Origin of the sequence: Velocimicrobium porci (genome assembly GCF_009696045.1) — a bacterium.
Lineage (GTDB): Bacteria > Bacillota > Clostridia > Lachnospirales > Lachnospiraceae > Velocimicrobium > Velocimicrobium porci.
Map to the genome: position 1 here is coordinate 205,207 of NZ_VUMT01000001.1, position 24,264 is coordinate 229,470.

Here is a 24,264-nt window from a genome sequence, read left to right on the forward strand (position 1 = left end):
CATCCTCGCGGAGCGTTTTTGCTTTATAGGAGACGAAGTTTCCTATAAAGTAAAAAAGACTATGGTAAGATTACCATAGTCTGCATATACGATATTTTCTCCTCTCCGGCAATTTCAATTCCAATTATAAAAGCCAGATAAAAATCCAAATTTAATATTTTCTAAAAATCAGGATATATCCTTTTTATCGCAAGTTGAGGTAAACTTATACAATTGATTCGTTATTAAGTTAATTGTGTTACTTTTTAATATCATCATATTTTTTACCTCACTTTCTTTTAGATTCTTTTCAAATTATAACACAATACAATTTATTGTCAAGAAATAGATTCCATATTTATTATTTTTTTTTAATAAATTGGTCACACTTTGAACACAAATTCTTTTTATAATAAGTTATAGATTGTGTATTAAAAACACTTTCTACTCCCACCCTATTATACGCTTTGGTAATATAATTACCGAAAAAGACGAAGGTTTACCCTTCGTCTTTTTTTATAGGAAACTGTTCTCTTTAATCTTTTTTAATAATTTGTTATATTTTTGTAATAAAAAAAACACATTAATAACACAACTCATTCTTATAATACATCATAGATTGTGTTATTAAAACACTTTCTACTCCCACCCTATTATACGCTTTGGTAATATAATTACCGGAAAAAACGAAGGTTTATCCTTCGTTTTTTCTTTTTATCATAAAGGCTGACCTGTTTTCATGTTTTAACATTTAAAGCACGAAAACAGGTCAGCCTTAACTCATTTATAGAGACTCAATTACTCTAAATATAATGTTTCGTCGTCATCTAGTAACAGCTACATCGCCGACACTCTGTCCTTCATTCATTACGGGTGTTTCCTTCACCACTTTTACGTTTCGAATCATATTGTTTTTTGCATCAAGAATATAAAAGCGGAAGCCCTGATACTCAATTACCGCTTTTTCCTTATCAGCAGGCAGATGCCCCAGTAAATAAATTAACAAACCATTTAGCGTTTCAAATTCTTCTTGCTCGACTTTAATTCCAAGTTCATCTTCAATATCTTCAATTGGAGTAAGTCCCTTCATAATATAGCGCTCATTACCTTGCTTCAAAATCATATGCTCATCTACATCATATTCATCAAAAATATTCCCTACAATTTCCTCCAATATGTCTTCCATCGCTACAATACCAGCCATTTGACCATATTCATCTACCGCAACTGCCATATGTATCTTATTTCTTTGCATATTGTCAAATAAGATATCTACATTTTGAGTATCTGGAACAAAATAAGGCTCTCTTGCAATTGATTTTAAGGATACTTCCAAATTTTTTCCGCAGATATAGTATCTTGTCACATCCTTCAAATGAAGCACACCAATTATATTATCCGGTTCTTCTTCATAAAGAGGAAATCTGGAGTAACTCTCATCTAACATAAATTTAAGAGCTTCCTCAATCGTCATATCTGCATTAATGGAAATTACTTTTTTTCGATGAGTCATGATATCTTTTACTTCTTTTTCATCCAACTCAATGATGTTAGATATCATTTCCACTTCATTGTCTTCCAATACACCTTGTTCAAAACCTTCATTCACAATTGAAATAATTTCTTCTTCTGTGACATTATCTTCTAGGTCCTTTGGATTAATTCGCAATAAAACCAGTAAAAGCTTCATTGCCCCATCCAGCATTATAACAAATGGCTTTAATATACGTATAAAAAACATCATAAATCCAACTGTTTTATACGCAACCGAATCCGGATCTCTAGACGTCAAACGTGTTGGAATTACAGTTCCAATCAAAATAATGACAAATAGTAATAATATAGTAAACAATACGATAAATGCCACATTAAACCATTGGCTTCCAGTCTTCTGAAAGAAGTTTACTGCATATTTTGCATGTACAATCAATCGTGCTGAATAAATTGCTCCGATAATAACATTTACTGTAATAATTACCATTTGCGCTGTATTTATGTACCAGGATTCCTGTTCCATAAGTTTTAATACAAGTGCCGCTTTTTTGTCACTGCTTTCTTCTAGTTTCTTTCGAAATGTATTTTCATTTGCCTGTTCTAATGCCGTCTTTGCACAAGAAATTATCGCCTCAATTGCAATCAGAATGAAAAGAATTCCTATACGCAACAAGGGGTTACCATCATCCATCTTTCTTTTCTCCTTTTCTTTCCTTATGTATCCTTTTTCTTTTGTTAATCCAAAGCAAGACTAATCAATAATGCTTTGTCTATCTTTTTTAATACTTCCTGGTCTAAATGACAGACTCTCTCTTTTAACCGAGATTTGTCTATTGTCCGTACCTGCTCTAATAATATAACGGAATCTTTTACAATCGCATATCTTCCTGCTTCAATTTCTACATGGGTAGGAAGCTTTGCTTTATTCATCTTTGATGTAATTGCTGCACAGATTACCGTAGGACTATGCCGATTTCCCATATCATTTTGAATAATTAATACAGGTCGCACACCGCCCTGTTCTGACCCTACTACCGGTCTTAAATCTGCGTAAAATATATCTCCTCTTTTAATAACCATTTTTTGTCACTCTCCATCTATGGATATTGCTGATTATAGTATTACCATACTTTTCCTTTTGTATTCCATAAATGTCTGACTTTGTATATTAAAAGTTTAAATCGAACGCTTCAGAATCTGTATTATAATAATCACAAGTTCCTGCCACTTTTCCCTGATAAATATAAACTCTTGGAATTCTTTTTCCAATATCACAGGCAACTTCATAATTAAATGAACATGTCATTTTGCCAATTTCTTCCATTGAAATTGTTTCATTTCCGTCAGTTCCAACCAATATAACTTTATCCCCGGCTTTCACTTCATCGAAATCGGTTACATCAATCATAAACTGATCCATACAGACCCTTCCAATAATTGGAGCTCGTTTGCCCTGAATCAAAACGTGTCCTTGATTTGACAATGCTCTTTTATATCCATCGCCATAACCAACCGGAACAGTTGCTACCTTTGTTTTACGTTTCGTTATAAAAGTACCACCATACCCAATTGAACAACCTTCTTCCAACTCCTTCACAAAAGTAATATAAGAATAAATTGTCATTGCAGCTTTCAATGGAAGCCGTTCTTTATTTACCTCTTCTGAAGGATACATGCCATAAGTAGAAATTCCACTTCTTACCATATCAAGGTTCGCAATTGGTAAATCCATGATACCTGCACTATTTGATATATGTCTTGTTGGAACAAAAATACCAGCTTCCTTTAATCGATTTATCATCTTCATATAACGACTAAATTGCTCATTTGCAAATTCCTTATCTTTTTCATCTGCTTTGGCAAAATGACTGAAGCAACCATCAATTTCAATATTAGAAAGTTCGGAAATCTTTTTAATTTCTTCTACACTTTCCTCGTTTGGCAAAAATCCAATCCGTCCCATTCCCGTATCCAGCTTTATATGTATCCGCAACGTCTTTCCCTGTTTTTTCGCTTCCTCAGACATCGCTTTTGCCATATCATAAGTCGTTACAGCCGGCATAATATCATATTCTGCCAGACAATGATATTGCATCGCAGGTACACAACCCAATACTAAAATAGGTTTTTTGATTCCTGCATTTCGAAGCTCAATTCCCTCTTCTACAATTGCAACACCATAAGCATCTACCAAAGAATTCAGTGCTTTTGCAACCGGCACAGCTCCATGACCGTATCCATCCGCTTTGACAATTGCCATTAACTTCGTACCATCCTTTATAATCTTCTTTGTGTTTCTTATGTTATCGCAGATTGCATCTAAATTTACCTCTGCAACGACCCGATAATATTCTTTCATTTTGTTATCTCCTTTTTTAAGCCTTTTATTATGTCACTGGCTATAAGAGAATAGGTATTTCCTTCTAAAATTTCTCTGTCAGCGGCTAATCCATGTAAATATACTCCAAAAGCACCTGCCTCCAAAAGAGTTGCCTTTTGTGCAAGAAGTCCTGCTATAATCCCAGTCAATACATCTCCGGAGCCTCCTGTAGACATACCATTGTTTCCAGAACAGTTAATATATGCAACTACTCCATCCGATATAATCGTTCTGGCATCTTTTAAAACAAGACAAATTTTTTCTTTCTTTGCATATTCCATACCATAGGATACAAGGTTTGCCTTAATTTTGTCAATAGAATCACCACTTAATCTTGACATTTCTTTCAAATGCGGCGTAAAAATAAACTGTTCTCCTCTATTTTTGCTTTGAAACAATTCCTTTAAATATTGGTTTTGTGCCAACAGATTAATTGCATCTGCATCTATAATTACCGGAACCAAGGCATACTCTAACACGGTTTTCAATAGTTCCTCTGCATGCTTTTTCGTTCCAAGCCCCGGACCAATAACAATCACTGTTGCCCAATTTAATTCCTTTAAAACAGTTTCTTTTAAATCCAATCCATCTTCTATTTTATAAGTGGCTAACAGTGCCTCAGGAAGTTGTGTCTGTAAAATAATGCGGTTTGTCTCTTCTGTCATAATTTTTACAAGTCCCGCTCCTGTCCGGTAAGCGGCCTTGGCAGACAAGTAGCATGCCCCACTCATATCTTTAGAGCCGCCAATTATCAGTACTCTTCCATACATCCCCTTATTGGAATCCTTTTTTCTCTCCGGCAACATTTTTTTATCTTCCGGTTCGAGATAAAATACTTTGGGACATACAGATTCAACTGCTTTTTTAGGAAATCCAATATCGGCAACAATTACACGATTTGCATAATCACAACCCGGATAGAGAACCATGCCAATTTTCTTAATCCCAAATGTAACTGTCAAATCTGCTTTTACGGCAACTCCCATTACAGTCCCTGTATCCGCATGAATACCCGATGGGATATCAACCGAACACACCCACGATTTCGTCTGATTAATCTTCTCTATAACTTCCCTGTAGTTTCCTGTTATTTCTCTTGACAGACCAATCCCAAATATAGCATCCACTATAATAGTATATTCATTAAAATCCGTTTCGTGCTGTATTTCTACCTCAAGTCTGCGGGCAATTGATAACTGGTGTTTTGTTTCTTCAGTCGCTTTCGTTTCCTCGCCTAATAATAAAACAGAGGCTAAAAAGCCCCATTCATTCAATATCCGAGCCACCGCAACTCCATCCCCACCATTATTACCCGTACCACATACAACAAGAATCTTTTGTTGTGGATAAGAGTACTCTTTTCGCAAACAATAATCTCTCACTGCTTCCGCAACAGACATTGCTGCTTTTTCCATTAAAACAGCAGATGGAATTCCTATTGTTTCAATGGAATATCCATCAACTCTTTTCATTTCATTTTTAGTTACCAATGGTTTCAATTCACCAACGCCTCCCCGACAGCAAATGCACTTGCATACTTTTTCGTATTTGTAATCGAAACATGTATTTTAGAAATCCCCATACATTCTCCAAGTTCTTTTGCTTTTCCATATAATTTAATATAGGGCTTTCCCAATGAATCTCTAAGACATTCTATTTCAATCGGCTCGATTTTCCCGAACCCTGTGCCAAATACTTTTGCAACAGCCTCTTTGACTGCAAAATTATCTGCTGCCTTATTTCTATCTGATTGAATTAATTCTCTTTCCTCTACTGTAAAATAGCGAATTAAAAAAGACTCCTTTTCACAAGCCTTTATTACCCGCTCAATCTCAATCATATCAGTTCCGATTCCTATTATCAATCTTTTTTCTCCTGTTATCTGTCTAAATCTTCATCCAGTGCCTGCATAACACCTGCCCCAAGCAAAGAATGCATATAAGAATAAATAGAATTATTTTCCATCTCCATATCCTGTTTTTTCAAAATATTCACTTTTAACTTTTCTCTTGCATCTGCAATCCACTCTGTAAGTGCTTTTATTTCTTCCCGATTCGAATCTAACTCTTGATACCAGATTTTTAAACTTTCAATCAGTAATTCTTCATTTGCCTTTTTTATTTTGTATGGAAGCAAATTTTCCTCATCTTCGGACTGTGCAAGCTTAACATTAATTTCTTTAATTAACCTCTGACTCTTTTCCTGCTTTTTCTGTTTTAATAGTCCGGCCTCACCGGTACTTTCTCCCATATTAGAAATAATTTCTTCCATTAGACGATGCTTTAACTTTTTCATTTCCTTTTTGTCATCATTTATCTTCCCCTGATACTTAATCAGACGATTTAAGTTTTTTTCCAATTCTTTTATCTTTTGTGTTTTTTTATATTCCGGAAATAGTTCATGCCATCGTTCATCTAATACTAATATTGGAATATTACACCGACCAATCATAGATATTATATCCTGATTTAATTCCGATTCTTCTTCTCTTTTTCGCCAAACCATTCTATCACCATACCCATTATTCCGGATCTTCTTCTTTTGACTTCAAACTGTAAGAAAGACGCATAAGGCTCTCTGATAAATGTACATTTTCGGAAACAACACCCTCTGGAAGATGTAAGTCAGTTGGTGCAAAATTCCAGATTGCTTTTATTCCAAGCTTCACCAATCTTTGTGCAGTCTGTGGTGCTTTTGATTTTGGAATTGTAAGTGCTGCAATCTGCACTGAATTCTTCTTAAGAAATTCTTCTAACTCATCCATCATCATAATCGGCGTATCACGAATCGAAACACCTTTTAACACAGGATTCACATCAAAAATTCCTTTTAATACAAATCCTTTCCGCTCAAAGTCCGAATAATTTGCCAAGGCCTGACCTAAATTACCTGCACCAATAATAATCATACTGTATTTTTTGTCAAGACCTAGAATCTTTCCAATCTCTGTATGAAGATATTCTACATTATATCCATAGCCTTGTTGCCCAAATCCGCCAAAATTATTTAAATCCTGACGAATCTGTGATGCTGTTACATGCATTCTCTCACTTAATTCTTTTGAAGAAATCCGTACTACATCATTTTCAAGTAACTCTCCCAAATACCTATAATACCTTGGCAAGCGCTTAATTACCGCCAAGGAAATTCCTTTTTCACTCAATTTAATGCCTCCTAGCTTTTTTACGTATAGTTATCTCAATTTTAATTTCTAGTATTTATTATAGTAAATTGTTAAATATCTGTCAATAATAACAAAACTCTAAATATTTCTTTCTTTTTCTAAAAGGCATCTCTTTTTATATGCTTTTTATTATATCGGATAAAAAAGAAAAAAGCTTAGAGTACTACAAATGACTTGTTTATTGACACTTTTCTTTTAACTCTTTATAATTGACACAGTACATTTTTTAATTACAAGTAAAAAGGGAAGGAATAGATGCCATAGCAGGCATTGGTGAAATTATGATTTTATCATGTAAGGATATTGGAAAAACATTTGGCGTGGAAGAATTATTTTCTCATGTTTCTTTTCATATAAATGAACACGAAAAAATGGCTATCGTTGGAAGCAATGGTGCCGGAAAATCCACTTTATTAAAAATATTAGTTGGGGAACTTCCGGCTGATGAAGGAGAAGTTATCTTATCAAAAGATACGACCATCGGATATCTTGCCCAGCACCAACAGCTTTCTTCCAATCATACAATTTATGAAGAAATGCTCGAGGTAAAAAAAGATATCATCTTATTAGAACAGCAGATACGAAAGATAGAAACCGATATGAAATCCGCTACAGGAAAAGAACTGGAGCAACTGTTTGCTACGTATACACGATTAAATCATGAGTTTGAAATGAAAAATGGTTATGCTTATCAAAGTGAAATTATCGGTGTGTTAAAAGGTCTTGGTTTTTTAGAAGAAGATTTTAAATTAACTACAAACACACTTTCCGGCGGGCAAAAAACAAGAGTTGCTTTAGGAAAACTTCTTTTGTCGACTCCGGATCTTATTTTATTAGATGAGCCTACCAACCATCTTGATATGGAATCCATTGCATGGCTTGAAACATTTCTCTTAAATTATAAGGGTGCCGTTATTATCGTTGCCCATGACCGATATTTTTTAGATAAAGTTGTTTCAAAAGTCGTTGAGCTGGATCATGGCACCTGCCATGTATTTTCCGGTAATTACAGTACTTATGCGGAAAAGAAAGCAATGCTCCGTGATGCCCTGTTAAAACAATATTATAATCAACAGCGCGAAATAAAACATCAGGAAGAAGTAATCACCAAGCTCCGCTCTTTTAATCGTGAAAAATCAATTAAAAGGGCAGAAAGCCGTGAAAAGCTCCTTAATAAAATGGAAGTAATCGATAAACCAATTACCTACGAAGCAGAAATGCACCTTCATCTTGAACCAAGCATAATAAGCGGAAACGATGTTTTAACCGTAACAGATTTAAGCAAATCATTTGGTGACAACCATTTATTCTCAAACATCAGTTTTGATATTAAACGTGGAGAAAAGGTTGCTGTTATTGGAAATAACGGAACCGGTAAGACAACCATCTTAAAAATAATTAATGATTTAATTCCTGCTGATTCCGGTGAAATTAAACTTGGATCTAAAGTGAAAATCGGATATTATGATCAGGAACATCATGTACTTTCGATGGAGAAAACTTTATTTGATGAGTTACAGGATACCTACCCGGATTTAGATAATACAAAAATCCGTAATATCCTTGCAGCATTTCTTTTTACAGGTGACGATGTATTCAAACGCATTAAAGATTTAAGCGGTGGAGAACGTGGTCGTGTATCTTTAGCAAAGCTAATGTTATCCGAAGCTAATTTTTTAATCCTTGATGAGCCTACCAACCATTTAGATATTGCGTCAAAAGAAATCCTGGAAAATGCAATTAATCATTACACCGGAACGGTTCTTTATGTTTCTCATGACCGTTACTTTATCAATAAAACTGCAACGAGAATTCTTGATTTAACAAGCCGGCATTTATTAAATTATATTGGAAACTATGATTATTACATTGAAAAGAAAGATACGATAGAAAACGCATTTCTAACTTCTGACTCCGATTTAGAACAAATGTCCAATTTGGCAGATACTTCTTCCGAAAGTAAAATGGACTGGCAACAGCAAAAGGAAGAAAAAGCACGAATTCGAAAAAGACAAAATGACTTAAAAAAATGTGAAGAAGAAATTCAAAAACTAGAACAGAGAAATGACGAAATCGATTCTTTACTTGCACTGGAAGAAGTCTATACGGATGTAGGACGATTGATGGAATTAAACCAAGAAAAAAAAGAATTAGAAGAAAAACTGGAACAGTTAATGGAAACCTGGGAAGAACTGGCAGATTAAAAAACAGACAAAATCACCTCTTGATTGCAAAGTAAGGAACAACGGAAACAACTGCAAGATAACTATTACACATTTTATCTTGCAGTCATTTTCCTTGTTTTATTTCAGAATCAGTTCCACTTATTATACATGGAAATAGCTATTCCCAATAAACTCTCTGATAATCGAATTCTTAGGTACATCCTCACTATTTACCCCGACAAAGTAATCTAAAAACTTCAATATTCTCTTTGCCTCCATATAAGAAGGGTCATCTTCATTAATACCAAATAAAATCGGCTCAGCATATTGCTTTAACACTGCTAACTCATAAATTAATGCGGAATTAAACATAACATCCGCAGACTCTTGAAATGGGAAAATATACTTTTCTTCTCCTGCACGAACGGATTTCCACATTGCAATTGTACTGGAAGCAGAAGTCCCTCTTGTTCTGGCATCTCTTACCATTCTTCGAATCAGTCTTGCATCTGATGTAGAAATCTGATTATGCTCGTCTACATTCAAAGCTGTTAAAGCACTAATATAAATTTTAAATTTGCTCTTAGACGGCAAACTATATGACAACTTATCATTTAAGCCATGAATTCCTTCTATTACTAAAATATCGTCTTTACCAAGCTTTTTATATCTTCCTTTATATTCCCTCTTTCCTGTCTTAAAGTTGAAAGTTGGAAGTTCTACTGTTTCACCGTTTAAAAGAGCCATCATATCTTTGTTAAATTGCTCTACGTCAATTGCCTCTAAACATTCAAAATTATAAGTTCCATCTTCATTGAGTGGTGTATCTTCTCTATTTACAAAATAATCATCTACTGCAATTGGATGCGGTTTTAATCCAAACGTCCTAAGCTGGATTGACAAACGATGAGAAAAAGTAGTTTTTCCTGATGAAGATGGTCCTGCAATCATAATAAATTTTTTATCTCTCTGCTTCGCAATCTGTTCCGCAATTTCACCGATTTTCTTTTCCTGCAATGCTTCCTGTACAAGCATTAAGTCACTGATATCCCCTTCTGCTATTACATCATTTAAAGAACCAACATTTTCAATTCCAAGTGTCTTGCCCCACTCAGTTGCTACACGCAATGTCTGAAATAACTTTTCCATTGGAACAAATGGTGGAACTTCCTTCGGATTTTTTTTCGTAGGAAGCTGCAATATAAATCCACCCTCATGTTCATATAATTGAAAATACTTCAAAACTCCTGTACTTGCAGGCATGTATCCAAAATAGTAGTCTTCAAATCCATCAAGATTATATATATTAGTAGCAGAGGTTCGACGATACCGAAATAGTTTCTCTTTATCATACATACGATAATCATGAAATTTTTTTCTTGCCTGTGATGTATGTATTGTATATTTTTTAAAAGGATAATCCGCCTCGACAAGTTTTCTCATCCAATCTGCTACCTCATCTAATAACTTTTGAGTAACTGCTACATCTCCTTGAATTGTTCCATAAAATCCAGCTCCCAAAGAATGTTCCATCGAAACTTTCTCAATTTTCTCCTGCCCTACAATATGATAAATTGATTTTACAAGCATCATAATCATACCACGACAGTAAGTTTTAAATCCATCCGGGTGAGCAGTTGTAATAAATTCAACCTTTACATTATCTTTCGCTTCATTTGATAACTCCCTTAAACGCCCATTTTCCAACACTAAAATAATATCATTTTCATACTTTGGCTGCATATCTTTGCTGATTTCAAAATATGTGCTGCCTTTTGGATATTCCTTTTTTGTTCCTTTTACCATAAGCGTTACCGTTTCCATACCGTTTCTCCTTTTATTCTTTATAGTATTCCAACGCTTCTTCCATATATGCCAAATCCAGTTTTAATTCTTCCAATCGTTTTTTATTTCTATCATAAGACTGCTTATCTAATTCCCCTATTACATTAGAAAAACTATTTTTACCATAAAGCAAAAATTCCTTTAACACTGGATTTTTTGCTTCTAATAATATTTTTCCATAACGATAAAATACTTCTTTTTTATATTGTTCTCTTCCTTTTCTCGCTTTAATCGCAGTATAATGCTTTCCATCTTCGGTAAGCATGTCTTCCGCAATAATAGAAAATCCCAATTTATGAACACATCGTCTTACATTATCTATCTCAGATTGTGGCTGTAATATCAGTTCAGAGGCGTCTTTTACCACTTCTTCACTATCCGTTAAAATCTTTACAATTAATCCTCCACCCATACCACTAATTAAAATTGTATCCGCCTCTCCCTTTTTTAGCTCCCGAGCCCCATCAGAAAGACGTGTCTTAATCTTTTGTTCATAACCATACCTTTTAATATTGTCCTTTGCACGTTCAAGCGGTCCTTCATTAATATCCATTGCAATTGAAGCTGTCGCCTTCTTTTGCTCTATCAGATAAATTGAAGTATGTGCATGATCACATCCAATGTCTGCGATTCTATTTCCTTCTGTCACAAAATCTGCAACCATAGTAAGTCGTTTTGATAACTGCATCTCTCTTATATTCCCTTTTCTAACTCGTTTTACTCTAAATAATCTTTAAGCTTTCGACTCCGGCTTGGATGTCTTAATTTTCTTAAGGCTTTAGCTTCGATTTGACGAATTCTTTCTCTTGTAACATTGAATTCTTTTCCAACTTCTTCCAGCGTTCTTGCACGACCATCATCCAGTCCAAAACGCAACCGAAGTACTTTTTGTTCCCGTTCCGTTAACGTTCCAAGCACTTCTACTAATTGCTCTTTTAATAAAGTAAAAGCGGCTGCTTCTGCAGGTACCGGAACATTATCATCCTGAATAAAATCACCAAGATGGCTGTCTTCTTCCTCGCCAATTGGAGTTTCCAAAGAAACCGGTTCTTGAGAAATTTTTTGGATTTCACGTACACGCTCAAGTGGCATGTGCATTTCTTTCGCCACCTCTTCTAATGTCGGTTCTCGTCCAAGCTCCTGCAATAATTGTCTTTGTACACGAATTAACTTGTTAATTGTTTCTACCATATGAACCGGTATTCGGATTGTTCTCGCCTGATCTGCAATTGCCCTTGTAATTGCCTGACGAATCCACCATGTTGCATACGTACTAAATTTGTATCCTTTGCGATAGTCAAATTTTTCAACTGCCTTAATTAATCCCAAATTCCCCTCTTGGATTAAATCTAAAAACAACATTCCTCTTCCTACATAACGTTTGGCTATACTAACAACAAGACGAAGGTTTGCTTCTGCTAGACGTTTTTTGGCACTCTGATCCCCCTCTTCCATTCGTTTCGCCAATTCAATTTCTTCATCTGCACTTAACAATGGCACTTTTCCGATTTCTTTTAAGTACATACGAACCGGGTCTTCAATACTGACACCTTCCGGAACCGATAAATCAATATTTTCTAAATCCTCTTCATCTTCCGCTTCCAGAATAATATCCTCATCTGAAACATCATCATTAATCCGAAGAATATCTACCCCCTTCGATTCCAAATACTCATAAGTTTTTTCAATCATTTCAGGATCTAAATCCATGTCCTTAAAGAAATCATTTACTTCCTGTACTTCTAATACATTTTTCTTTCTCTTGGCCAACTCCAAAAGTTGTCTTAGCTTTTCCGTAAATTTTGCCATTTTCTCGTCCATAATAACCTCCTACATTTTCTCTGTCACGTTGTTATCAGTACTTTTCTATATAATCTTTCCATCCTATAAAGAAATATGCAATTTTTGCAATTCCCCCTGTTCTTTTATTATTTTTTGCAGTTGTGCAATATCAGTTGCATGCCTACTCTCATAATCCAAACTATATTTTTTAATACGTCTGACAATTTCATTTAATGCTTTTTCTCTTTCCAACTGATTCATCCCCTCCTGAAGGCTTGTACTAAATAAAGATGCCACTTCATTTTGTTCCTCTTTGCTTTCAAAATAATTAATAATTTTAGCAGGAACAACATTATGATCTGTTTCATATTGTTGAAACAGCATGTCAGCAACCTGATGATATAGTTCTTCTTTAAAATCATTTGGAGTAATAATATTTCTTATTTTCGAAAATAAAGAAATATCTTCAATCAACCATGTCAACAGCATCTTTTGTGCCTGAACAAATCCATCTTCCCGTTTTTCCCTTTTTTCTCTGTTATTTCTATTATATTCTTCCCTGTTAATCCCTACAACAATCTGTGAACCATATTTATTTACCAGCTTACGCAAATCCTCAAATGCTATATTATATTTACGCGCGATTGCCTCAATATATATATTACGTTCAATCTCTTCTTTAAATACTAGGAGTTTTTGAGCTGTTTCATTAAAAAATTTCGTTTTTTCCTCCGGATCTGACATATCATGCTCCCGCTCTAATACTTCAATTTCAAAATAAAAACTGTTTTTTGCCTGTTCAATCCGTTTTTCATATTCCTCTTTTCCAAGTGCCTTTATAAACTCATCCGGGTCTTTGTAAGGCCGCATGTCAATAACCTTTGCTGTAAGCCCGGCCTCTTTTAAAATAGGAATCGCCCGCAATGCGGCTTTTGTACCGGCACCATCACTGTCATAAGATAAAAAGACTTCATCCGTATAGCGTTTTAATAAGCTTGCCTGCAAACCTGTAAATGCCGTTCCAAGAGAGGCTACCGCATTATTAAAGCCTGCCTGATGCAGGGCAATTACATCCATATAGCCTTCGCATAAAATAATATAATTTTTTCTGGAAATTCTTGCGAGATTCAATCCATACAAATTACGGCTCTTATCAAATATCTTTGTTTCAGGAGAATTTAAATATTTTGGCATACCATCTCCCATTACACGTCCTCCGAATCCAATAACCCGGTTATTCACGTCCATAATAGGAAACATTACACGGTTCCAAAACTTGTCATTTGCACCTTTCGCCTCATCAATTGTAACAAGTCCCGACTCTTTCAAAAGATTGTCTTCATATCCTTTTTGTTTTAAATATTGGTACAAATCATCACTGTACTTATTCGAATATCCCAGTCCAAACTTTACAATTATTTCTTCTGACAGCTGACGATTAGTCAGGTAATCATGGGCAGGTTTTCCTCTATCAGATTTCAACTGAACATAAAAATACTTAGCAGCCTCTTTATTTACCTCTAAAAGTCTTGACTTAAAATCTGCTTTTTTTCTCTCTTCTTCCGAATATTCAACTTCCGGAAGTGAAACTCCGGCCCGTTGTGCTAAATAACGGATTGCCTCTAAAAAATTATAATTTTCATATTCCATTATAAATGTAATAACATTTCCACCAACACCGCATCCAAAACAATGATACATCTGTTTCGCACCACTGACAGAAAAAGAAGCTGTTTTTTCACTGTGAAATGGACATAAGCCCATATAGTTGCTTCCTTTTTTCTGTAATTTTACATAAGAGCCAATTACATCTACAATATCATTTCTTTGTCTTATTTCTTCAATTAATTCCTCTGGATAAAACATAGTTCCTCCATTTTCTTTTTTTATAATACATCCCAAAATACAGGTATTTTTATTTCTTTAAATTTTGCAATCGCATATCGATCTGTCATTCCTGCAATATAATCACATACCACCCGTTCCTCTGACTCTCCATTCTTTCTCAGAATAATATATTCTTCCGGAAGCAAATCAAAGTGGCTCATATAATATTCAAATAATTCGATAATCATATCTTCTGCCTTATGCTCTTGTCCTTTTGCAATCGGATTCGTGTATACATGATCAAACATATATTTCCGTAAAAGAAACATTGCCTCTTCCACTTCATTTGACATCTCAACATCCCGTTTGCCATCACTATGTATTATAATATCATGAACCAATGTATTCAACCGTTCCCTGCAGGAGAATCCTAATATTTCATGAAAATAAGTTGGAATATCCTCTTCTCTTATAATATGCCCACGGATTGCATCATCAATATCATGATTAATATAAGCAATTTTATCCGACAGGCGAACAACCTTTCCTTCTAACGTTGACGGCATCCCGACTGTCTGATGATTTTTTATACCATCTCTTACTTCCCATGTAAGATTCATTCCCTGCCCATTTTTCTCCAGTTTTTCCACAATGCGAAGGCTTTGTAATTGATGAGAAAAACCAACACTGGAAATCATATTCAATGCACGCTCCCCTGTATGCCCAAATGGGGTATGACCTAAGTCATGTCCAAGGGCAATCGCCTCTGTCAAATCCTCATTCAACTTTAATGCCTTTGCAATTGTCCTTGCAATCTGAGCCACCTCTAACGTATGTGTTAAACGTGTCCGGTAGTGATCTCCCTCCGGTGCTAAAAAGACTTGTGTTTTATGTTTTAAACGCCGAAATGATTTACAATGTAATATTCGATCCCGATCTCTTTGATAACTTGGTCTGATATCACATGGTATTTCATTCTTTTCCCTTCCTTTTGTTTCATCACTAAAAGAAGCATACGGGCTCAAGAAATCATGTTCTCTTTGTTCCATCATTTTTCGAATATTCAAATGCTCCATAAACTCTCCATTCGTTCAAAAATTACTTACTACTATTAATATTAGACTTTTTTTATGAATTTCCTTTTTTGTACACATATTTTTTTCAGTTTATGAGTCGCTATACAAAAAAATAAAATTTCTTCGGTCTTTCTTAAATCACAAAAATGGTTGTCACAAAATAGGAAACAAATATTTTGCAACAACCATTTCTAAAATTTAATACTTCTGCTCTCTGTCAGAACATGGCTTGCTGCAACCACTGCAGCCACAGCCACAACCTTTTCCATTTTTTATATCTGATATCTTTTTTCGAACAACCCATGCCGAATAACTCACTATTCCAAGCAAAACAAGAATTTCTATTATTTTCAAAGATAAGTACTCCTCTCTAAAAAATTAAGCTTCCAACCTGATATACCAAAACAGCCACAAACCATGCAACAATCAATTGAAAAAATGCTGCAAACATCGCCCATTTTGTAGAATTTAATTCTTTGCGAATCGTTGCAATTGTAGCGACACATGGAGTATACAAAAGACAAAATACCATTAACGCATAGGCATTCACTGCCGTAAATCCGGCTCCAGACAATACTGAATTCATTGCCATCATGCCTTCTTTCGAATTAATCGTTCCAACATTTAATAAAACGGTTAAACTAGAAACAACAACCTCCTTTGCCGCAATACCAGAAATCAAAGATAAACTAATCTGCCATAATCCAATACCAGCAGGTGCCAAAATTGGGACAAACCATTTTCCAATAATTGCTCCAAAACTTTGGCTCATGTCCGTTGTAAGTCCATTCGGTCCAAAGTTAAGAATTGCCCAGACAACAATGGAAGCGACAAAAATCGTAGTACCTGCTTTTGTCAAATAATCCTTTACCTTTTCCCATACATAAATAAAAATAGAATGTACATTTGGTGCTTTATATTCCGGTAATTCAATCAATAATGTATTAATTTCTTTCTTCTTTTCGAACGTATTCATAATAAGAGCAATAACAATGCCTACAACTAATCCAAGTACATACATAGAATAAGCTGCAAGTGCCGCATGTTTTTCAAAAAATAATTGAGAAAACAAAACATAAATCGGAAGTCTTGCACTACAGGACATAAAAGGAGTAATCAATACCGTTTTAAGCCGGTCTTTCGGATCTTCCAATGCCCGTGAAGCCATTACTGCCGGAACCGTACAGCCAAATCCTAAAAGCATAGGAATAAATGCACGACCAGACAATCCAATTTTCCCCATAAGTCCGTCCATAACATAAGCGACCCTAGACATATATCCACTGTCCTCTAACACAGCCAGTGCAAGAAACAGCATAAAAATATTTGGAAGAAATGATAAAATACCTCCAACACCGGCAATAATTCCGTCCACAATCAGCGAAGTAAATACTTCCCCTGCCCCCATCCAAGAAAGTGCAAACAAAACCGTGTTCGAAAAGTTCTCTAATGCAATCTCAAAAACTCCTTTTAGTGCATCTCCAACAGTAAACGTAAGGAAAAAAACAATTCCCATAATTCCAAGAAAAATAGGCATTCCCCAAAAACGATTTGTAAGAATGTGATCTACCCGATCCGTTGCTTTCGCTTTAGAAGCCTTATTCACAACAACCTCTTCTATAATCTCTTCAATAAAATCATATTTCTGATTAATAATATCCGTTTCATAAGAACGATCCACAATATCACTTAAATCCAGCGGATATTTTCCCATAATCTCTTCATCCTGCTCCAGCATTTTAATCGCATGCCATCTTTCGTTCTTCAGGTCAGGATAAGCTTCCTTTAGCCTTGCTGAAATTTCATCAATCTTATCTTCAATCTCATCACTGTATACAACTGCATATTCCGAGTGATGCTGATGGCGATGCTTTCCACTTTTCTCCTCATCCATCATATAATGATGATGCTCCAAATTACTGTCACTTATCTTCGCCTTATGATGAGCCACTGTATGCATCAAAATATCTAATCCCGTCTTCTTTCTTGCCGAAACCGGAATGCAGGGAACACCAAGCATTTCAGGAAGTCTGTGCAAATCAATCTCCATTCCTCTTTCTTCCACAATGTCCATCATATTTAATGCTAAAATAACAGGCTTCCCAAGCTCAATCAATTGCAGAGTCAGATAAAGATTTCTTTCTAAAGAAGAAGCATCTGCAATATCAATAATTACATCAACTTCATCATCCAGAATATACTGTCTGCTTAATTTTTCCTCCATTGTATAAGAAGTAAGGCTATAAATTCCCGGAAGATCCACAAGCTTAAACTTATGCTCATGGTACTTCATTGCACCTTCTTTTTTTTCAACAGTAACTCCCGGCCAATTGGCAACCTTTAGTTTTGCTCCCGTATACGCATTAAAAAGCGTCGTCTTACCACAATTGGGATTTCCAATAAAGCCGACATTTAACTCTCGTTCCATTAATCCTACACCCCCTCAATAACAATAGAAGCTGCAATCTTCTTTCCAATCGCCAGCCTGGTCCCACGAACCATAAATATAACAGAACCACTTTTCTTATTATTTAACACTTTAATCGTAGTCCCTTTCGTAAGACCAAGTGCCTCAAGACGAATCTGCGTCATTCCATTCAGCGTTAAATCTTCCACCTTATAACTCTCTCCAATTTTTCCTTCTAGTAATGTCATATATTCCACTCTTTCTCAAACGAAGTATGTTTATTGATAATAATTATCATTTACAATATAAGAATATAATGCTTTATCTGATTTGTCAATGGAAGATTTAAAACCTACTGCTCCCTTTCTATTTTAGAAAAGACACATCCACAATAATCCTGTCGATACAAATTATAATCTTTTGACAACTCAATTGACCGTTTATACCCATTCCTCTTCTTAAAGTCAGAAGGCAAAAAAGCTATCTGATACTCCTCCTGAAGCCGAAAACCAATTTCATTTAGCTTCGCCGCATTTTTATGAGGGCTAATGGACAACGTTGTAGTAAAGTAATCAAATCCTCTCGCCTTAGCTTCCATCGCAGCCTCCCGTAATCTCAATTCATAGCACCGGAAACATCGCTCTCCCCCTTCCGGAACCTTTTCCAAGCCTTTCGCCATATCAAAAAACACTTCCGGATGATACTCCCCTTCCACAAAAGAAACCTTATGTGCCACAGGAAGCTCTCCAATCAATCGAATCTGCTCTAAAACCCTCTTCTGATACTCCTCTTTTGGTGAGATATTCGGATTAAAATAAAAAACTGTAATATCAAAAAAATCAGCCAAATACTCCAGACAATAGCTACTGCATGGAGCACAACAACTATGCAAAAACAAAGACTTAACTTCACCCGTCCCCAAGTTCTGCTCAATAATCTTCTCTAATTCTTTCTGGTAATTCACCTGTACTTTATTCAAAACATTCTCAATCCTTCCTAACTTAAAAATTACTCTTCCCCCATTATACCTTCAAGCTATCTTAAAAACCACCAAAAATTATTTTCTGTTTTTTTTCAAAAATCTGAAGACAATCCACCTACACTCTCGTTATAATAAATGAAAACAACAGAGGAGGTGGAAATAATCAAATCAGAAGACCAGCAGTTGTCAGAATGGATTGACCAATATGAAAACTTAATTTTCTCAATATGTTATAAGCTAACCAATAATTATTTTGACGCTGAAGACCTAACACAAGAAACGTTTCTTTTGGCTTACCAGCACCTTTCCACCTTTGACGGCAATAATGAACGAGCCTGGATTTCCAAAATAGCCACAAACAAATGTCTTGACTATTTAAAATGTGCAAAACGGCGCTCCCTTCCTACAGAGGATACTTATTTTAAGGCAATGAAAAGCAACTTACCAACACCGTTAGAGAGCGTATTAGAAACGGATACCAAAAGCCGTTTATTATCCACCTGTCAATCCTTAAAAGACCCTTACAGGCAAGTTGCAATTGATTATTTTTATAAGGAAATGACTGCAAAAGAAATGGCAAATCAATATGGAAAAAACTTAAAAACCATACAGACACAAATCTATCGTGCAAAAAGTATGATGAAAAAGCTGTGGGGAAAGGAGATGGAATATGAGTCAAAATAACACACATATCACACAAGAAGAATTAACACGATTTCATAATAATAGGCTGTCAGAACAGGAGCTTACCACCTTCCTGCAACATATTGCAGAATGTACTTATTGTGCAGATCAATTTGCCGAGAGCTTCGAACCAGTCCTCATTCCTGCACCTGCCAATCTAAAAGAACAGATTCTGACAAAGGCAAAACAAAAAGAGCGGATTTCCAAACCATTCAGGCAAGTTTCTGCCAAGAAACAATTTTTCTTATACAGTACAAAAGTATGCGTTGCAATGTGCGGAGCACTTATTTTATTATTTACAATTTCATCTGGAAGCAGACCAACCATACAAGCTCTAAAAGAAAAGAAAGCATCGGTACAAACACAGAAGGAATTAGAAACAACAAAATCATTTACTTCTTCGATTAATACTTCGATGAATGCTTTCGCCACACAAATCAACAACCATATGAGTTCAATTGTTTCTGACACTGCAAGGGAAAAAAACGCTCAGTAGAAAATAAATGAAACCGTAACATCCTAAGATTAAAAGAATAAAAAAGAAAGGATATATGCAGCTACCACCTTTTAATCTTATTCAAGGACAAAATCACTTATATTTTATAGTAATGCTGCATTGGTACTATCATGGTAAAAAGAAAAAGCAAATTTTTAACGTTCTGGCTCTCTATGATTCCGGGCGTCGGACAAATGTATCTTGGATTTATGAAACAGGGACTTTCAATTCTTACGGCTACCTGCCTATTGTCTTTTCTTTCCATTTGGTTGGAAATAGGAGCATTAATGATTTTTTTTCCAATCATATGGTTTTATAGCTTTTTTGATGCGATTAACAAGAACTCCATGTGCGATGAGGACTTTTATGCACTAGAAGATGATTACTGTTTCCACTTAGAAGAAATATCAGCTTTACTCGCTCGAATAATACACGGAAAACAAAAACTCATTTTAGCAATTCTCCTCATTTTTGTTGGTGCAGATATTTTGCTGAAAAACTTCATGTATTATCTTAGAATACTATTTGGCTGGGATTTTGTAAATGTACTTGACATGTATATCGGAAGACTTCCACAACTGTTATTTGCATTATTTATTATTTTAGTCGGTATTTCTTTAATTAAAGGGAAAAAAATCGAATTGAAACAGTTAGAAAATAAGGAGGATAATCATGAAAACGCATAAAATTGGAACATTTACTTTAGGAATTACACTGATTTTGTTTGGAATTTTATTTCTTCTTCATGTTTTTGCAATTCCGATTTCCTATGAGCTTATTTTAAAGCTCTGGCCAATTATGTTCATTTTTCTAGGGACGGAAATACTATATCACTACTTTCGATTTCGTGATGAACCATTATCAATCAATGGTGGCTCCATCTTTATCTTGTTTCTAGTTGGTTGTTTTTCCGCTTTTATGGCATTTGCAGAATTATTCTTCGAATATACAAAATCCGCTTCCGTTTATTGGTAAGATTTCATTTACTGCCATTCAAAATTAATGGTGATTAACCTAATAAGGATGTGACTAAATTAGGAAAGTAACTCTTCCTAATTTAGTCACATCCTCTTATTTTAATAAGAAACAATACCTGCTAGTTATTATTCATACTCCCACTTCTATAACCTTCCAAATCCAATGTAATATAAGAAAATCCCAATTCTTTCATGTAATCTGTAACTTCCGTCTGTATTCCATTCGAAAAAAGCCTGTCCTGTTCCTCTGGCAAAAGTTCAAGTCTTACCAAACGATTGCTTGGATAAACTCTCACTCGCATTTGAGAAAAACCTTTTTCTCTTAAAAAACGTTCTGCTTTTTCCACCTTACAAAGCAATTCTTTTGTAATCGTTTCTCCATAAGGAATACGACTTGCAAGACATGCAAATGATGGTTTATTCCAAGTTGCAAGTCCAAACTTTCTTGATAAATACCGAATCTCATCTTTTGTCAACTGACAGACTCTTAAAGGACTAAGTATTTTTTCTTCCTCTAATGCTTTTCTTCCCGGTCGGTAATCTCTCTCATCATCTAAATTAGTTCCTTCCACTACAAGCGAAATTCCATACTTTAAAGCTGTCTGCTTCATTTGTTTCATCAATTCCGTTTTGCAATAATAGCAACGTTCTTTCGGATTTTGAACAAATTCCTTTACCGAAAACACATTAAAAGGAATCTTAACAAGATTGATTTTCTCTTTTTTGCAAAACTGTTCTGCCTCAAACTCCTCTTCTTTTGTCAATACATCACTTATTGCTATAAATGCGACTACATTTTCTCCCAAAACCTCTTTAGCAGCTTTTAATAAAAAAGTAGAGTCAACACCGCCGGAAAAAGCTACCGCAATTTTTTCAAGTGATAATAAATAGCTTTTTAATTTTTCATATTTTTCTTCTGCATTTTTCTCTAATACAGAAACCAATTTTTTATTTTCCATAACCAATTAAATTAATTCCTTCTTGTTTTAAACGTTGACAAATAGAAGCAATCGGAAATCCTACGACATTGTAATAGTCGCCTTCTAATCTTCCGATATATGGAGAAAATTTACCTTGAATTGCATAGGCTCCCGCTTTATCGAGTGGCTCTTTTGTAGCCACATAAGCCTCAATCTCTGTCCTACTCATTTTCAAAACAGAAACCTTTGTTCCAACAGAAAAATTAATTTTCTTTATTTCATCTTTTGTTTGAATTACCAATGCAACACCTGTATATACCTCATGTGTTTTTCCCTGAAGTTCTTCTAACATACGACACGCGTCTTCTTCGCTTTTTGGTTTTCCAAGAATCTTTCCCTCGCTCGCAACTACAGTATCTGCCCCAATCACAAGCACATCATTCTGCTCCTTTAATTCTTCAAAAACTGCGGATGCCTTCATCAGTGATAGTTCTTTTACTACTTCTTCCGGTACTGTACTTGTTATCACCTCTTCTTTCTTACAAGCCTTTACCTCATATTCCGCTTCAATTAAATCCATAATCTCTCTTCTTCTTGGTGAACCTGATGCTAATACTATTCTCATTGACTTAACTCCTCTATTAATTCTTCTTTCTTGTTATCTTTTCCCAATTTCTTTCATATTAAAAGCTTAGCTATAACGATTAATCCAATTTGACTTTTTCGAATAAATAAAAACTGTTATGATTGCTGTAATCCAGCTTACCGGATATCCCCAAAGAACCGTATCTAATTTATGAATAACCGGCATCATCGCAAAAATCCAAACCATACGAACACCGCATAAGTTTGCAACCATCATAACCATTGATGCAAATGGTTTTCCTGCTCCACGAAATGCTCCGCAATATACATTAACAATCGCAATAAATATATAAAATGGTACTAAAATATGCAGCATAATCATTCCATTATTTATTACATTTGCTTCTTTTGTAAAGAAAGATAAAATATTTTCTCCAAACACAAATAAAATAATTGACATTATTAATACGTAACTCGCACTGATTATGTTAGTAACACGGATTCCCTTCTTAACACGATCGGTTTTTCCGGCACCAATATTTTGTCCGACAAATGTCATGATTGCCATACTAAAACTCACAATCGGAAGCATAACAAAACCATCTATTTTTGTATAAGCACCACAACCAGCCATTGCCGAGTCACCAAAACTGTTAATATTTGCCTGTACAATGACATTGGATAACGATACAATCGAGTTCTGAATTCCTGTCGGAACACCATAAGCAATAACTCTCATTGCCATACGCCTGTCAATCTTTAATTGTTTTGGAATAATCCGAAAGCTCCCTTTGCTCTTCATTAACTTAATCATAACGCAAAGGCAAGAAACTGCCTGAGAAATTACTGTGGCAATTCCAACACCTTCAACACCTCTATGAAGAACTACAACAAAAACAATATCTAATACAATATTAACAACGGACGCAACACATAGGTAATATAACGGATTTTTTGAATCTCCAACCGCACGTAAAATTCCTGCTCCCATGTTATAGACTAAGTTAAATACACTTCCTAAGAAAAAAATTTTTAAATATAAAACAGAACTAGACATAACGGATTCTGGTGTACCCATAAGCCGAAGCAGTGCAGGTGCAAAAAGGATTCCTACAATCGTTAAAATAAGCCCTCCAATAATACTTAATGTAATCGAGGTATGTACTGCCCATCTAAGCTTTTCTTCCTTTTGACCACCATAATACTGAGCTATTAAAACACCTGCACCAGTAGCAATTCCAACAAATAATCCTACAATTAAATTAACTAGCGAACCACTTGAACCTACCGCTGCCAGTGCCTCTTTTCCAACATAGTTACCTACCACGATAGAATCTACCGTGTTATATAATTGTTGAAATACATTTCCGATAATTAAAGGAATGGAAAAGAAAATAACTTGTCTCCATATATTTCCTTCTGTCATCAATATGTCTTGTTTCTTTTGTTCCACACGGATGCCTCCTTTTTTACTTCAAATC

Annotated in this window: 24 protein-coding genes; 5 read left to right on the forward strand and 19 right to left on the reverse strand. The window is 35.1% G+C overall.

All coding sequences use genetic code 11. From position 1 onward, the window contains the following. Positions 1 to 802: 802 nt before the first annotated feature. From FYJ58_RS00905 to FYJ58_RS00935, 7 genes are all read right to left on the reverse strand, one after another. Complete coding sequence (locus tag FYJ58_RS00905) at positions 803 to 2,164, reverse strand: hemolysin family protein (RefSeq protein ID WP_154515855.1); 1,362 nt, start codon at positions 2,162 to 2,164, stop codon at positions 803 to 805. Between the two features lie 44 nt (positions 2,165 to 2,208). Then, positions 2,209 to 2,553 (reverse strand): type II toxin-antitoxin system PemK/MazF family toxin, encoded by a 345-nt coding sequence (locus tag FYJ58_RS00910; RefSeq protein ID WP_154515858.1) that lies wholly within the window; start codon positions 2,551 to 2,553, stop codon positions 2,209 to 2,211. A gap of 88 nt (positions 2,554 to 2,641) precedes the next feature. Continuing rightward, positions 2,642 to 3,832 (reverse strand): alanine racemase, encoded by a 1,191-nt coding sequence (gene alr / locus FYJ58_RS00915; protein WP_154515861.1) that lies wholly within the window; start codon positions 3,830 to 3,832, stop codon positions 2,642 to 2,644. Continuing rightward, positions 3,829 to 5,352, reverse strand: coding sequence for an NAD(P)H-hydrate dehydratase (locus FYJ58_RS00920; RefSeq protein WP_154515864.1), 1,524 nt, complete (start codon positions 5,350 to 5,352; stop codon positions 3,829 to 3,831). Before FYJ58_RS00920 ends, alr begins: the two co-directional genes overlap by 4 nt. After that, entirely contained in the window at positions 5,349 to 5,717 is a 369-nt protein-coding gene (gene acpS / locus FYJ58_RS00925; RefSeq protein ID WP_154515867.1) for a holo-ACP synthase, read from the reverse strand. The genes FYJ58_RS00920 and acpS overlap by 4 nt, the downstream gene beginning before the upstream one ends. Positions 5,718 to 5,731: 14 nt before the next feature. Continuing rightward, entirely contained in the window at positions 5,732 to 6,358 is a 627-nt protein-coding gene (locus tag FYJ58_RS00930) for a hypothetical protein (RefSeq protein ID WP_154515870.1), read from the reverse strand. Between the two features lie 16 nt (positions 6,359 to 6,374). After that, positions 6,375 to 7,016 (reverse strand): redox-sensing transcriptional repressor Rex, encoded by a 642-nt coding sequence (locus FYJ58_RS00935; RefSeq protein ID WP_154515873.1) that lies wholly within the window; start codon positions 7,014 to 7,016, stop codon positions 6,375 to 6,377. Positions 7,017 to 7,318: 302 nt separating this feature from the next. Here FYJ58_RS00935 and FYJ58_RS00940 point away from each other — a divergent pair, with 302 nt between their 5' ends. Continuing rightward, complete coding sequence (locus FYJ58_RS00940) at positions 7,319 to 9,241, forward strand: ABC-F family ATP-binding cassette domain-containing protein (RefSeq protein WP_154515876.1); 1,923 nt, start codon at positions 7,319 to 7,321, stop codon at positions 9,239 to 9,241. A 123-nt stretch (positions 9,242 to 9,364) separates the two neighbouring features. Here the strand turns inward: FYJ58_RS00940 and FYJ58_RS00945 are convergent, their stop codons facing one another. The 9 genes from FYJ58_RS00945 to FYJ58_RS00985 form a co-directional block, all read right to left on the reverse strand. After that, entirely contained in the window at positions 9,365 to 11,026 is a 1,662-nt protein-coding gene (locus FYJ58_RS00945; protein WP_154515879.1) for a nucleoside kinase, read from the reverse strand. Between the two features lie 13 nt (positions 11,027 to 11,039). Continuing rightward, positions 11,040 to 11,735: a tRNA (adenine(22)-N(1))-methyltransferase gene (locus FYJ58_RS00950; RefSeq protein ID WP_154515882.1), complete on the reverse strand. Its 696-nt coding sequence runs from the start codon at positions 11,733 to 11,735 to the stop codon at positions 11,040 to 11,042. Positions 11,736 to 11,764: 29 nt separating this feature from the next. Next, the gene (gene rpoD, locus FYJ58_RS00955; protein ID WP_154515885.1) at positions 11,765 to 12,868 is read right to left on the reverse strand and encodes an RNA polymerase sigma factor RpoD; all 1,104 of its coding nucleotides are present in this window, start codon (positions 12,866 to 12,868) and stop codon (positions 11,765 to 11,767) included. Between the two features lie 63 nt (positions 12,869 to 12,931). Further along, positions 12,932 to 14,695 (reverse strand): DNA primase, encoded by a 1,764-nt coding sequence (gene dnaG, locus FYJ58_RS00960; protein ID WP_154515888.1) that lies wholly within the window; start codon positions 14,693 to 14,695, stop codon positions 12,932 to 12,934. 20 nt (positions 14,696 to 14,715) lie between these two features. Further along, positions 14,716 to 15,723 carry a deoxyguanosinetriphosphate triphosphohydrolase gene (locus FYJ58_RS00965; RefSeq protein WP_154516265.1) on the reverse strand — a complete coding sequence of 336 codons (1,008 nt, stop codon included), beginning with the start codon at positions 15,721 to 15,723 and terminating at the stop codon, positions 14,716 to 14,718. A 207-nt stretch (positions 15,724 to 15,930) separates the two neighbouring features. Continuing rightward, positions 15,931 to 16,086, reverse strand: coding sequence for a FeoB-associated Cys-rich membrane protein (locus tag FYJ58_RS00970; protein ID WP_154515891.1), 156 nt, complete (start codon positions 16,084 to 16,086; stop codon positions 15,931 to 15,933). A gap of 16 nt (positions 16,087 to 16,102) precedes the next feature. Continuing rightward, complete coding sequence (gene feoB, locus FYJ58_RS00975) at positions 16,103 to 18,160, reverse strand: ferrous iron transport protein B (RefSeq protein WP_154515894.1); 2,058 nt, start codon at positions 18,158 to 18,160, stop codon at positions 16,103 to 16,105. Positions 18,161 to 18,165: 5 nt separating this feature from the next. After that, a complete protein-coding gene (locus FYJ58_RS00980; RefSeq protein WP_154515897.1) occupies positions 18,166 to 18,387 on the reverse strand; it encodes a FeoA family protein in 222 nt (73 codons plus the stop codon). A gap of 104 nt (positions 18,388 to 18,491) precedes the next feature. Next, on the reverse strand, positions 18,492 to 19,118 hold the full coding sequence (locus FYJ58_RS00985) for an epoxyqueuosine reductase QueH (protein ID WP_154515900.1): 627 nt from the start codon (positions 19,116 to 19,118) through the stop codon (positions 18,492 to 18,494). Between the two features lie 138 nt (positions 19,119 to 19,256). On the opposite strand from FYJ58_RS00985, the gene FYJ58_RS00990 reads away from it, so the two are divergent. The 4 genes from FYJ58_RS00990 to FYJ58_RS01005 all read left to right on the forward strand — a co-directional run bounded on the left by FYJ58_RS00990 (position 19,257) and on the right by FYJ58_RS01005 (position 21,276). After that, positions 19,257 to 19,805 (forward strand): RNA polymerase sigma factor, encoded by a 549-nt coding sequence (locus tag FYJ58_RS00990; protein WP_154515903.1) that lies wholly within the window; start codon positions 19,257 to 19,259, stop codon positions 19,803 to 19,805. Continuing rightward, positions 19,792 to 20,301: an anti-sigma factor gene (locus FYJ58_RS00995; protein ID WP_154515906.1), complete on the forward strand. Its 510-nt coding sequence runs from the start codon at positions 19,792 to 19,794 to the stop codon at positions 20,299 to 20,301. The genes FYJ58_RS00990 and FYJ58_RS00995 overlap by 14 nt, the downstream gene beginning before the upstream one ends. Before the next feature lie 131 nt (positions 20,302 to 20,432). Beyond that, positions 20,433 to 20,987, forward strand: a complete 555-nt coding sequence (locus tag FYJ58_RS01000; protein ID WP_154515909.1) for a hypothetical protein — start codon at positions 20,433 to 20,435, stop codon at positions 20,985 to 20,987. Then, a complete protein-coding gene (locus FYJ58_RS01005) occupies positions 20,974 to 21,276 on the forward strand; it encodes a LiaF transmembrane domain-containing protein (RefSeq protein ID WP_154515912.1) in 303 nt (100 codons plus the stop codon). The genes FYJ58_RS01000 and FYJ58_RS01005 overlap by 14 nt, the downstream gene beginning before the upstream one ends. Before the next feature lie 121 nt (positions 21,277 to 21,397). Here the strand turns inward: FYJ58_RS01005 and larE are convergent, their stop codons facing one another. From larE to FYJ58_RS01020, 3 genes are all read right to left on the reverse strand, one after another. Continuing rightward, entirely contained in the window at positions 21,398 to 22,237 is an 840-nt protein-coding gene (gene larE / locus FYJ58_RS01010) for an ATP-dependent sacrificial sulfur transferase LarE (RefSeq protein ID WP_154515915.1), read from the reverse strand. Continuing rightward, on the reverse strand, positions 22,227 to 22,823 hold the full coding sequence (locus tag FYJ58_RS01015) for a Maf family protein (protein ID WP_154515918.1): 597 nt from the start codon (positions 22,821 to 22,823) through the stop codon (positions 22,227 to 22,229). Before FYJ58_RS01015 ends, larE begins: the two co-directional genes overlap by 11 nt. A 66-nt stretch (positions 22,824 to 22,889) precedes the next feature. Then, entirely contained in the window at positions 22,890 to 24,236 is a 1,347-nt protein-coding gene (locus FYJ58_RS01020) for an MATE family efflux transporter (RefSeq protein ID WP_328597766.1), read from the reverse strand. Positions 24,237 to 24,264: the final 28 nt, after the last annotated feature.